This is a genomic window from Chryseobacterium populi, assembly GCF_000282115.1.
GTDB classification, from domain to species: Bacteria; Bacteroidota; Bacteroidia; order Flavobacteriales; family Weeksellaceae; genus Chryseobacterium; species Chryseobacterium populi.
In genome coordinates, this window is sequence record NZ_AKJY01000072.1 from 1 (window position 1) to 12936 (window position 12936).

Consider the following 12936-nt stretch of genomic DNA (forward strand, 5'->3'; position numbering starts at 1 on the left):
GAGTATGTTTCAGTCAGTTCACAAGAAGATACTGAAAAAGCGGATTTATTGCGTGAGAAAAGAGAACTGGAAGAAATACCTGAAGTAGAGCTGAAAGAATTGGCGAAAATCTATGAGAGAAGGGGAGTCAGTAAAAAGACTGCACTACAGGTTGCTACTGAGCTTACCGAACATGATGCGTTAGCTGCTCATGCTCATGATGAATTAGGTATTAATGAAATTACCCAGGCAAAACCATTAATTGCAGCTGTTGCATCATTTGGATCATTCGCATTGGGTGCTTTGCTACCTTTTATGGTTTCTTTTTTAGCACCTATTAAGGAAATGGTATACTTTCAATATGGATTTTCTATTATTTTTTTAATGATTTTGGGAGCAATTTCTGCAAAAACAGGAGGTTCTCATATTGGGATTGCTATACTGAGAATTTGTTTCTGGGGAACGGTCGCCATGGGAATAACCGCTTTAGTAGGATATGTATTTGGAGTGAATGTCAATTAAAATATAATGTGAGTTATATAGATTTTGTTGATGTCAGATAAATGCTAATTTATCTACGTATTTTATCTAATTCGAAGTGTATTTTATAATAAGTTTAGTTGGCCATTCATATCAACCTTGTTTAATTAAACAAGGTTGATATTTTTTTGATTTTAATTTCTTTATAATATCAGATAACAATTTTATGGAAGTCCCAATATTAAAAATAATATTCGGATAAAATCAGGAAAAGAGTAAATGAATTTAGCCTAAGTAATATTATATTTTATAAATGAAAAGATATAACTCACCAATACTGTGTTAAGATTACTTAATAGCAAATGATAATGCTTCATTAATAAAAATTGGTGATTTGAGTCAACATGTTAATATTGAGTAACAGTAATATTTTACTGTAAATATCGATTTTTAGCAAAATATTTATTTCTAAAAAATAAATCTCTTCGTAACTACGAAAAACTAGTGATTTTATATGATTTCTGTTGTCCAATTTTACATCACCAACAATCATAAAAATCACCATTATGAATATTGAAAGAACAGAGTTTATAGCCTGGATGGAGAGAATCATGGAAAGATTTGATCTTCTGAAAGAGCAAATGCTTAAGAACCAATCCAGATTTATAGAAATAGACGGGGAACAGCTTCTGGATAACCAGGATGTTTTACAGCTTTTAAAGATAAGTTCCCGATCATTACAGCGGTACCGGACTGATAAAAAGCTGCCATACTATACCATCAGCGGAAAGCTGTATTATAAGCTTTCTGATGTCCATCAACTCATCCGAGAGTGTTTAAACTCTTGATAGAAAAAGACATCAACAGCCAAATCATTCATCACCATTCCACCCTTGTAGAGCCTCTTAATTGAGCCTATACCTTCGTTCTATTAAATGAAATACAATGGAAAATGAATTGATAAACGCTCAGGAATCCGATGAACTCAAACCATCAACAGACACACTCCTTGTCCTGAACATTCATACCAATCAGGTTGAGATGGTCAAAGGTGTAGATAAAGATGGAAACCTTCAAAAAGTTCCTCCACAAGAAAAAAAGGATAACGATCCGCTGATCAGCGTTGATAAACATGGAGATGTTTTCTCCAACTTCTTTTCCAACTTTTACCGGCAGCTTAAAAATCCAACGCATTTCAACTTTTTCAAAGTTTCGGAGTATGATGCCGTCAATACGGCTCAGGATCTTCAAAAATATATTGATCAGGCATCACCTGAAGAAAAAGAAAAGCTGAAAGACTACGAAGTTTTACCTCAACACAATAACAATCCAAAAAATCAAAATACAATGGACAACAACACAGACAATCAGGAGTACCGTTTTCAGCCGGAACAGATCGACTGGAAAACGATGGAAAAATTCGGACTTAATCAGGAAAAGCTTGAAAAAATGAATGCGATGGATTCATTACTCAGAGGTTTTAAAACCAATACATTAATCCCCATTACCATTAATCTGGGAACGGCAGTGAGCAAAATGGATGTTCGATTATCCCTTCAAACAGGAGATACAGGACAGGTTGCCGTTCACCTGCATGGAATCCGAAAAGAGCCCAGTCTCAATAATAAATTTCTGGGTCATCAGTTCACGGATGAAGACAAGAAGAATCTTAAGGAAACCGGGAATATGGGCAGAGTAGTAGATCTGGTCAATCCTAAGACGGATGAAATTATTCCATCTGTCATCAGCCGTGACCGACTCACCAATGAACTCGTAGCTTATCGAGCGGAGTACATGAAAATCCCTGATGAAATCAAAGGAATTAGGCTTGATGAACATCAGAAACAAACCCTGCTGGAAGGAGGACCATTGTATCTTGAAGGGATGACTTCAAAAAAAGGAGAGCCTTTCAATGCCACCGTACAATTCAATGCGGATAAGCGTTATGTGGAATTTCTGTTCAATAATAATCAGAATCAACAACAAAGTCAACAGCACCATCATAACCAACAGCAAACTCAAACTACGGATCAAGAAGCACCCAAAGTATTCAGAGGAAAAGAATTGGACGATTCACAATATGAAAAATTCAAAGCCGGGCAAACCGTTTACGTTGATGGTCTTACCGATGCTAAAGGTAAAGCCTATCAAGGTTATATTACCTTCAACAAAGAAACTTCCAAAACCGATTTCTCCTTCAATCATCCTAATAAACTTAAAGAAGAGGCAAAACCTACAGAAGATCATAAAACCCAAACTGCGGTTAATACGCAGGGTAAAACTAATGAAGCTACTAAAAATCTGAAGGAGCCTTTAGAATCCAAACAGCAGCAGCCTACTAATAAACAACAGGAAGATCAGCAAAAAAAGGTTAGAAAACCAAGAGGACGAAAACTATAATAAACATCTAAATCCATCATATGAAAGCAATCATCGCAGAAAAACCCAGCGTTGCAAGAGAAATTGCACAATTGTTAGGAGCTCATGAAAAGAAAGATGGCTATTTATCCGGTAATGGCTATTGTGTCACCTGGGCATTGGGACATTTGATATCGTTAGGAATGCCGGAAGATTATGGTATAAGAGGCTTTAACAGAGCCTCTTTGCCTATCTTTCCCAAGCCCTTTATTCTGACTCCTAAAAAGCTAAAGAGAACAAAAGGCTATGAGTCTGATCCTTCAGCTTTACAACAACTCAACACCATACAACAAGTCATCAGTCAATGCAGCAGTATTATTGTCGCCACCGATGCAGGAAGGGAAGGAGAGCTGATCTTCCGCTATATCTATCACTACCTACAATGCAACAAACCCTTTGAAAGACTCTGGATCAGTTCCCTTACCGAAAAAGCAATACAGGACGGTTTTAAAAACCTTCAACCAGGCGATGCCTTTGACGGTTTGTATCAAGCAGCTAAAGCCAGAAGTGAAGCGGACTGGCTGGTTGGAATCAATGCTACCCAGGCATTAACCATCGCAAGAAATCAAGATGTTTATTCTTTAGGCAGAGTGCAAACCCCAACCCTTGCTTTAATCTGTCAACGGTTTCTTCAGCATCAAAACTTCACCAAGCAAAAATACTTTCAGATCCAGCTGAGCCACAGAAAAGAATATACAGACTTCACCAGCCTTTCACTATTACAGTGGGAAGAAAGGAAGCAGGCGGAACAAATCCAAAAGTCTATAGAGCGGGAGGGAAAAGCTATTGTAGAAGATGTATCCATTACAACAATACAGGAGCAATCTCCCTTGCTTTTCGATCTTACTGAACTCCAGAAAGAAGCCAACAGGAAACTGGGGCTTTCTGCTGATGAGGTTTTACAAACAGCCCAAAGCTTATATGAAAAACAGTTCATCACTTATCCCAGAACCGGCAGCAAGTATATTCCTGAAGACTTATGGACTGATATACCTGAGCTGGTCAGAATACTGAATCAGACCGAACCCTTTAAAACAGCTGTAACCCATTTAAAATTTGGAAACTTCAACAAGCGGATTGTGAATGATCTAAAAGTTACCGACCATCACGGATTACTCATAACAACCAAAACACCTTCTGCACTTAGCTCTACGGAAAAAGCCATTTACGAGATGATTGCTTACCGCTTATTGGAATCCTTATCCCACACCTGTACAAAGCAAGTCACCCAAATCCAGATAAAAGTCCATCATTACGAATTCCAGATCAAGGGATCAAAAATACTCAATCAAGGCTGGCGAGCCATCAAAGGGATTCTTTCTGACAATGAAAATTCCAATAATGAAAATGAAGTCCTTACTGAACTTCCGGAATTCAAAACAGGAGATGAACTGAAGATCTCAAAAACTGAATTATTGGAAAAAGTAACGCAACCTCCCAAGCTATATACAGAGGCTGATCTTTTATCAGCGATGGAAAATGCTGGCAGATCTATTGAAAACAAACACGAGCAGAAAGCTCTATCCAATATCGGCATCGGAACCCCGGCCACCAGAGCTTCCACTATTGAAACCCTGCTCAGCAGAAACTATATTATCAGGAAAAGCAAAACGTTGCATCCCACCGATAAAGGCTTACAGGTTTACAACCTTGTCAAAGACAAAAAAATAGCCAATGTCCAAATGACCGCAGAATGGGAAATAGCACTGGATAGAATTGAAAAAGGCGAACTTAATAAAGACCAATTCATCAACAACATCCAAGCCTACACAACAGAAATCACCAACGAACTTTTATCACTCAATATTCCCCAAGAAAACATCCCACAACTCAAATGTCCCAAATGCCAACAGCATCATCTCCTTATCAAAGATAAAATTGTCAAATGTCCAGATGAGCAGTGTAAATGGATTCTCTTCAGAACTATATGCGGAGTACAACTCAGTAGTAAAGATCTTACTTTATTATTAACCCAAAACAAAACATCACTCATCAAAAACATGAAAAGTAAAAACGGTAAAAAGTTTGATGCTTTTATCATTCTAAAAGAAGATTTCAGTACATCATTTGAATTCATAAACAAGAATTAATTTCAAGAAAATAATAATGTGAAGAAGAAGCCAATGAGCTGCTTCTACATTTTACATTTTATCCAAGTCTAATCCCCTTTTTCGTGCTCGTGAGGTTTTAGCTTTGGTTGATTGGGAGGGTTTACCCTTCTTCTTCTGTCAGGTTCTCCATCTGGTTTTTTAGGCTTGGGCCCTGGTTTGATTGCTTCGATTGTATTCATAGTACAATAAAGATTAATTAATAATTATTTTGATATCAAAACAGATTAATACCAGATCAAAAGTAAATTTTTGGTTATTATTTTCATTACGGAAATTCGTAATTATTAATAAGATTTTATATATACGAAAAGGGAGACCGAATGGTCTCCTTCTTTTATTTTTGGTATCTATAGCTAAGAAAGCCCATTCTTATTTTTATAGAATTTAATGTTATAGCGCACATTACAGTTTATGCGTTGGTATTTTATTTAATTTTATTCAGTTCATTTAATTCTTTCTTTTTTCTTTCTACATATAAAACTAACTCTTTGATTACTGATTTATTAATGGCAGAAATTAGAATGTCCATTATTCTATAATCAGGTTTATCATTTTTGATAGGTAATTGAATGTATTTACTTTTTACTATATTCCATCCTCCTAATTTATTTTTATATGAATATAAAGGCAAATCGGTTACTTTGTTAATACATTGAACAGCAAATAAATACTGATTCGGTAATAGTTTAACATCATCTAAAATCCAGCGAATTGCGTAAGCATCTGATAAGACTGTAAATTCACTTGATTGGTAGTACGCTCGATAAATATCACTATTTGAAGGAATCGAAATCACATTCCTTAGAATAGTAGTCCCTTCTTTAGGTGCAAAATAGTTTAATCCTTGGTTCTTGAAACTGGACGTAAGGCATGGAAGATTATATTTGCCTGTCTTATGTTTTGATAGCTCATCTGCTTTGAAAGGTAACTTTTTCGTGTTTATTCTTTCAAATAGATTTCCAATTTTAAATTCCTCCCACTCAATATTTTCGAAGTTCTCTAAAGTTTTTATTTCTTGTTCTGTTAGCTCATAGCTGTTTAATTTATTTTCAGAAAGATATTTTTCAAGTTTTTCAATTCTTTCCGCTTCTAAATCAGCAACAAAACGCTCCATAAAATCAAAATCAATATCTCCGTCTTTCTTTATTGGTAAAGTTAATTCCGAATTTAAAAATGTTTTATCCACATTTCTAACTAATACTGACAATAAAAGCTGCTTTAATTTGTTTAATGCTGATGTAAAAAAAGGAATTGCTATAGGTTTAATATCAATTATAGGAATTACTTTGCGAACGAATTGACCTGCATACCAAGGGTTTTGCCGATAGAAAAAATCCATTTGCAAAAGCCCTAAACTCCAAGTGCCTGCTTGATTTATATTTTTACTATTTACAAAACCAGTTTTTTGTAAAACTCCTTGGTTTTGAGATGTTCTTGTTACATAATCAAATTGTTTACCTGGAACTAACTTATTGGTGTTAAAACTAAGAGTGTTTTCAATTTTAAATAACTGACCAACCCTAAATTTCCCCCACTCAACATTTTTCAATTTATCGTTAAGTGGGGAGTCTACTTTCCCAATTTTTCATCAACTGCATATTGTTCCAGTAAGTTACTTATATCCCATGATAAATAGGCGCTTACTGTTTTTTTGAAATCTTGCAGAGTAGGTTGAGTCTCAATTGGTGAAGATTGATTCCAGTCGGCCCCATTATTTGGATCAATATGGCCTTCGTAGTATTCGTTTTCTGTAAAGATCTTCAATTTGCTTTTACCAAAACGAACTAAGTCTACAACTTCTTGATAGCGTTCTTGAGCACGGTCAATATCTTTTAAATTATTACTGGATTTTTTTCTGTTAGATCGTGCGTAACCATCATTGCTAAAATCTATAAATTTTACAATCTCATCTTTATGATGTTTTTCGTTTACTTTAAACACGTAGATTTGAGTTTGTACACTAGATTTGCCAATGAAAATATCAATTGGCATTTTAATACTTGCCAAAAGCGTGTGTTTAGTCAAAATTCTTTTATTATAATCAACTGCTTTACCGGAACCTGATGAGTGTTGAATAATGATTGCAGCATAGCCATTATTCATCATATTCATTGCTTTTTCGACAAAGTTCATCCCATTTCCTGAAGCAGAATAAGGAGGATTAAGGATAAAAGCATCCGCAGGAAATTTGGTATCGGGTTTTCCAAAACCATACTTACCGTCAAAATCTTTAATTGAGTCTGTGTTTAAGATGTTAGAACTACCATCACCCATCAAAATCATATTTAGGATTGCTAACATGTAAACACTTGATAATAATTCTAGACCAAGTAATTGTTCTGCTTTGATTTTAATTTCCTTTTGTGTTAGTTCGTCTGGGGATTGAATGTTGTTTTTAGCATCATTCAGCATTTCATTCATTGCAGCAACCAACAGACCTGCCGAACCGGTGGCAAAATCCCATACATATGAATCTTTGTTAACTCTGGCAAGTTTGACTAATAGAGAAGCAACATAGGAAGGTGTAAGTACAACGTCATTTAACTTGTCTTGAGAAAAGCCTAACCAGCCATACATTTCGTTAAACAATTTACCTGTAAAATCTGTGGTCAGACCAATTTTGTAGTAAATACCCAAATCATCCACAATTTTAGTAAAAACCCTTTTTAGTTGAGTTTCTCCATTTTCAACTTTGTTAATATTTTCGGTTGTTAATGTATTTTCTAATGTTCTTAGTATTAAATTTTTCTTTTCTACAGGTATGTCTTTTTCATCTAGAAAAGCACGAATTTTTCGTATAATAATGTCGCCGTCTTTATTACCCTTTTCGTTTGAGGATTTTAAATCGGTTTTTTCTAGTGGTGAAACTTTTCCTGGTATGCCAAGTGTCGCAATAATGGAAGCAGCAACTAGATATACCCGATCATTTTCACCTAAACCTTTTTCATTTTGATAGATATCATTGTTCAACTTGATTAAACTAGTATCAATTTCTCTCTCCCTTTGTTCCTTCAGTTTATCAAGTTCTTCCTGAGTTAAGTCTAATGTATTTACCTTTTCAATAAAAGCATCAAAATTTTTGGAGGCTAAAAAAGAAAAGTCCGTAAATTCTCCAACCCTCTGTCCTGCTCCAAGATTTTTTTTAGAAACAAGATATACACCTATTTCATATTGTAGTTTTCCTATATCATCTTTATAGCCTGTCATACCAATGGCTATTACATCTGTATAACTAGTGTGATGAAGTAAAGCATTTGCATAATGGACTGCGCCATTTACAGCGTAAGCACTAATGTTTTTTAAATTCGGTTCATTTTTTACTGTTCTATTTTCCACCTGACCATTAGCATCTACTTTTACAAGTTTGCCCTTGTATCCTTTATATTCAATTAATACAGGAAAAAAAATTTGATATTTATCTTGTAATAGTAGTTTTACATCTGGTCGATTTGCTCCTGCTCCGCCATTCTTTGTAAAATAGTATGAAAGAGCTTTGTCAATTTCGCTGTTTAGTGACTCTTGCTCTAGCTTGTAATCTAATTTATATTTTTTAAGCCATCCATTTGCTAAATCTGCAATATTTGGTTCAATTGATTTTGTTGTTGTTTTTACTTTCATTACTTCAATGTTCAAATCGAATTTGGCACACAAAGATAAAGTTTTTGATGGACTTGTTTGTTTGGTTTTTGAAGTTTAACAATACAATTATCTAATGCAATCTCTTACTATTAATAAGACATTTTATAGAAATGGAATCAATTTGATGAAAATCTGTAATTTACTGTTGTATAAAGTAAATCAATATTATTAGAGTAAAGAAGCAAAAAATTTTAACTAGCATAGAATCAAAGTGAGAATTCTGCTTTTGTTAGGATTTTTTATTCAAAATATTTTTTTGAAATTCTAAAATTTGTTCATTTGTTACATTGCTGTATTGCTGACCAAAATCTGACATTGTAAATCCCATTGATTCGACAATAAGAGTTATTGTTATCATTGATGATCTTTTTTTTACCACTAAAAGCATTTGTTACAGTTGCTTTTCTAATATCAGCATTAGAATTGATAGCAATTTTTTCATAACTATCAATGTTGTCAGAATCATAACTTTGAGAATGACTTTTATTACGGCTAAGTAATAGCCGTAATGCAATAGCAGTCTTTATCATTATGATTTTTTCAACATCATTAAACATGAGTGCAATTAAGAACTATTCAAATTTTTATTCGGTACGCTTTTGTTTACCAATTATATTTTTATTATATTTGTAAAATAGGTTACAATAAATGTAACTTTGCGATACTTCAAAAGAAATATAGAAGCTATTGCTTAGAATCTTGTAATAGAAAACTGGTAATTTTAAGGAAACAAGAGGATAAGTATTAAGCTCACGACCTAGGCGTGGGCTCTCTTATCTGTTTCCAAGGTATACCAGTACCCCTATTACTGATAATGTAGAGTCCCATGCCGTTTTTTTCAATGCAGTTCGCTTTATCTCTACATTACAATCTAAGCCCGCTTCCTAAAAATAGTATCAGACACGATACAATAGGAGGGTACAACCTATTGCGGCTTTAACAAGCTTACACGGGAACACAGATTTCATTCATATTAAATTCTTTCCGGTGCCTTAAGGTCCCTGCTTACAGAACCTCACCAGTCTTTTTCATACCGAAGGGCATCAGGAAAGTCTTTACATCAAAAATGAATCAAAAAACTACTCAACTTAAAATCAGAAGAAAGAAAAAAGCCCCTTCCCATGCAGTTTGGACACTTACGGGAAAGAGCGTAGTTCAGTAATTAATCTTTAAAAATTAAAAACCTTTACAAATCTATGAAAAATTCCTATTACCATATAGGAGGCATTTTCTTTGGGCTCATGCTTACTGGTGTAAGCATTACTACAAAAGCCCAAACACGCACCATTTCCGGTACCGTAACCTCATCTAGTAAGCCCCTTTCAGGAGTTGTAATCTCCCAAGAGGGTAGTGATCAGGTAACCATGACTGGCAACAACGGAACCTATACATTACAGGTTTCAGCAGAAAATCCCATCCTATTGTTCAGACACCCTGATTATGCAGAAGAAAAATTCACACTCAGTAATCAGGAAGTCGTTAATATCAGCTTAGAACAAAAAGTAAAGGGAATCGAAGAAGTTATTCTCAACGCCGGCTACTACAAGGTTAAAGACAAAGAAAGAACCGGAAGTATCGCCAAAGTTTCAGCAAAAGATATAGAAAATCAGCCTGTCTCCAATGTCCTGTCAGCAGCACAGGGACGAATGGCAGGAGTCAGTATCACCCAGAATTCAGGAACTCCCGGAGGTGGATTTGATATTCAGATCAGAGGCAGAAATAGTCTTAGGACCCGAAGCAATTCTGTCATTGATGGCAATCAGCCGCTCTATATTATTGATGGTGTTCCGGTGGGTACGGGAATCAGTTCCTCCTATGCAGGAAGTATCCTTCCCAATGCAGATATCAATCCGTTAAACAATATAAATCCTAACGATATTGAAAGTTTCGAGATCCTGAAAGATGCGGACGCTACTGCTATCTATGGTTCAAGAGGTGCTAATGGAGTGGTATTGGTAACCACCAAAAAAGGAAAAAAAGGAAAGGTAAAACTGACCCTGAACTCCTCCTATGGTCTGAGCCATGCCATTTCAAACCTTAAAATGATGAATACTGCTCAGTATCTTGATATGAGAAAGCAGGCATTTGCCAACAGCAATATCTCTGTCTATCCTGCCAATGCCTACGACATCAACGGAACCTGGGATTCCAACTGCTATACCGATTGGAGAAAAGAACTGATTGGCCATTATGCCGCTCTGTCTAATACCCAGCTTTCACTCAGTGGTGGAAGTGAAAATACCAATTTCCTGCTCAGTCTTGGTCATAATGAACAAACCACGGTGTTTGGCAGGGATTTCAGGTACAGAACCAATACCGTTTCAGGAAATATCAGCCACAGATCTGCTGATCGAAAATTCAGTTTCAACTCATCCAATATTTTTACCGCAACAGACAATAATCTGATTACCTCTGATGCAACAAGACAGTCGTATATACTGGCTCCCAATGCACCCGCTCTTTATGATGCGGAAGGTAACCTTAACTGGGAAAACAATACGTTTACGAATCCCGCAGCTGCCTTTGAGAATTCCTATTCCAATAACAATCTGCAATTCCTTAACAACATCAGTATGGAGTATGAAGTTTTTGAAAACTTTAAGCTCAAACTCAATGGAGGTTTAACCTATCAGACTTTTGAAGAATGGTCACTTCGTCCGAGTACGGCGTATAGCCCTTCTGCTGGGGCAACACCTCTCAATTCCATGTCTTCAAAATCCAACCAGAACAGACTGTCTATGGTGATAGAACCCCAGATAAGCTGGATGTACAGAGCAGGTAAACATAAATTTGATATCCTGATGGGAGGTACTTATCAGAGAGATGTTTCAGACCGGGGTGAAATTCAGGGATCTGGTTTTGAGAGTAATGCCTTTATCTATAATATAGGTGCTGCAATCAATAAAGTGGTCCTTGACCAGATCACTACTGAATACCGATACGGTGCTTTTTTCGGCAGAATCAACTATCAGTACGATAAAAAATATATCCTTAATCTTACAGGAAGAAGAGACGGCAGCAGCCGATTCGGTCCCAATAATAAATATGCAATATTCGGTGCTGTTGGGGCAGCATGGTTGTTTTCGGAAGAAGATTTTATGAAGAACATCTCATGGCTCAGTTTTGGAAAGCTGAGAGGAAGTTATGGTTCATCGGGAAGTGATAATATCGGGGATTACCAATACCTTGATACCTTTGCTACGGCTAATCTCATCTATAATGGCAGCACCGGCCTGGCTCCAACAAAACTCTACAATCCTGATTTCAGCTGGGAAAGAACCATCAAAACAGAAGCTGCTCTTGAACTGGGATTGTTCAACAACAGGCTTAACCTAAGTGCTGCCTATTACCGAAACCGCTCAGGAAATCAACTGGTAGGTTATCAGCTTTCCTCAGTAACGGGATTCAGCAGTGTACTGGCCAATCTGGATGCTGTTATTCAGAATACAGGATTTGAATTTGAGGCCAGCGGAGAAATTATCAACAAGGGGAATTTTTCATGGAAAAGCTCTTTCAATATCACCATTCCCCGAAACAAGCTGATTTCCTTTCCGGGACTTGAAGGTTCATCCTATGCCAATACTTATGTGATCGGGCAGCCTGTAAATATTGTTAAACTCTACCAGCTTCAGGGGGTAAACCCTACTACCTTGGTCTATGATTTTACCGATTTCAATGGCGACGGAAAGATCGCATCACCGGATGACAGGCAGGTGATCAGAAATCTTGGACAGCAGTTTTACGGAGGGCTAAGCAATGAGTTACGCTACCGAAACTGGAACTTTTCATTTTTGTTACAGTTTGTAAAGCAGCAGAGCCGGAATTATAACTCAGCAATGTCTTCACCAGGTATTATGGCGAATCTCCCGGTAGAGGTATTGAATGTATGGTCGCCTTCGAATCCCAATGGCCTTTATATGCCGTACCGCTCTACGTCAAATTCTTCGCACAGCCTTTTTCAAAATAGTGATGCCAGTGTTTCTGACGCTTCATTTATAAGGCTTAAAAATGTGCAGCTTACCTATAATCTTTCTTTGGATTCAGGTTTTTTCAGGGAAGTAAAACTTTATTTTCAGGGGCAGAACCTCTGGACGTGGACGAAGTTCTTTGGAATTGATCCCGAGATGACCTCTTTTGGATTCCTGCCTCCCTTGAAAACGTATTCATTGGGCATTCAACTTACGCTGTGATGAATGCTTAACGGCAACCAAAGACCGTCATATTATTTAACCCAATACAAAAACAATGAAATCAATATTCAATAGTATAATAATGGCTGCACTCATCTATCTGATGAGTACCGCCATAT

At 36.3% G+C, this 12936-nt stretch carries 9 protein-coding genes; 5 read left to right on the top strand and 4 right to left on the bottom strand.

The genetic code is table 11. The features are described from left to right. From PMI13_RS15925 to PMI13_RS15945, 4 genes are all read left to right on the top strand, one after another. The coding region (locus PMI13_RS15925) for a VIT1/CCC1 transporter family protein (protein WP_007845568.1) at positions 1–501 on the top strand (501 nt) is incomplete at its 5' end. 524 nt (positions 502–1025) lie between these two features. After that, complete coding sequence (locus PMI13_RS15935) at positions 1026–1307, top strand: helix-turn-helix domain-containing protein (protein WP_007845572.1); 282 nt, start codon at positions 1026–1028, stop codon at positions 1305–1307. A gap of 97 nt (positions 1308–1404) precedes the next feature. After that, positions 1405–2859 carry a DUF3945 domain-containing protein gene (locus PMI13_RS15940; RefSeq protein WP_007845579.1) on the top strand — a complete coding sequence of 485 codons (1455 nt, stop codon included), beginning with the start codon at positions 1405–1407 and terminating at the stop codon, positions 2857–2859. A 20-nt stretch (positions 2860–2879) separates the two neighbouring features. Further along, on the top strand, positions 2880–4967 hold the full coding sequence (locus tag PMI13_RS15945; RefSeq protein ID WP_007845581.1) for a type IA DNA topoisomerase: 2088 nt from the start codon (positions 2880–2882) through the stop codon (positions 4965–4967). A gap of 68 nt (positions 4968–5035) precedes the next feature. Here the strand turns inward: PMI13_RS15945 and PMI13_RS21705 are convergent, their stop codons facing one another. The 4 genes from PMI13_RS21705 to PMI13_RS15960 all read right to left on the bottom strand — a co-directional run bounded on the left by PMI13_RS21705 (position 5036) and on the right by PMI13_RS15960 (position 9157). Then, positions 5036–5167, bottom strand: a complete 132-nt coding sequence (locus PMI13_RS21705) for a hypothetical protein (RefSeq protein WP_007845582.1) — start codon at positions 5165–5167, stop codon at positions 5036–5038. A gap of 245 nt (positions 5168–5412) precedes the next feature. Further along, positions 5413–6537, bottom strand: a complete 1125-nt coding sequence (locus PMI13_RS15950; RefSeq protein WP_007845584.1) for a restriction endonuclease subunit S — start codon at positions 6535–6537, stop codon at positions 5413–5415. 20 nt (positions 6538–6557) lie between these two features. Next, entirely contained in the window at positions 6558–8606 is a 2049-nt protein-coding gene (locus tag PMI13_RS15955) for an HsdM family class I SAM-dependent methyltransferase (protein WP_034670022.1), read from the bottom strand. Positions 8607–8902: 296 nt separating this feature from the next. After that, complete coding sequence (locus PMI13_RS15960) at positions 8903–9157, bottom strand: hypothetical protein (protein WP_156105541.1); 255 nt, start codon at positions 9155–9157, stop codon at positions 8903–8905. Between the two features lie 666 nt (positions 9158–9823). On the opposite strand from PMI13_RS15960, the gene PMI13_RS15965 reads away from it, so the two are divergent. Next, entirely contained in the window at positions 9824–12817 is a 2994-nt protein-coding gene (locus PMI13_RS15965) for a SusC/RagA family TonB-linked outer membrane protein (protein WP_007845589.1), read from the top strand. The last annotated feature ends 119 nt before the right edge of the window (positions 12818–12936 follow it).

What these genes read in the sequence shown, in the direction of transcription:
- PMI13_RS15940 (WP_007845579.1), top strand. Translation starts at nt 1,405, where the DNA reads ATGGAAAATGAATTGATAAACGCTCAGGAATCCGATGAACTCAAACCA.
- PMI13_RS15945 (WP_007845581.1), top strand. Translation starts at nt 2,880, where the DNA reads ATGAAAGCAATCATCGCAGAAAAACCCAGCGTTGCAAGAGAAATTGCA.
- PMI13_RS21705 (WP_007845582.1), bottom strand. Translation starts at nt 5,167, where the DNA reads ATGAATACAATCGAAGCAATCAAACCAGGGCCCAAGCCTAAAAAACCA.
- PMI13_RS15955 (WP_034670022.1), bottom strand. Translation starts at nt 8,606, where the DNA reads ATGAAAGTAAAAACAACAACAAAATCAATTGAACCAAATATTGCAGAT.
- PMI13_RS15935 (WP_007845572.1), top strand. Translation starts at nt 1,026, where the DNA reads ATGAATATTGAAAGAACAGAGTTTATAGCCTGGATGGAGAGAATCATG.
- PMI13_RS15965 (WP_007845589.1), top strand. Translation starts at nt 9,824, where the DNA reads ATGAAAAATTCCTATTACCATATAGGAGGCATTTTCTTTGGGCTCATG.
- PMI13_RS15960 (WP_156105541.1), bottom strand. Translation starts at nt 9,157, where the DNA reads ATGATAAAGACTGCTATTGCATTACGGCTATTACTTAGCCGTAATAAA.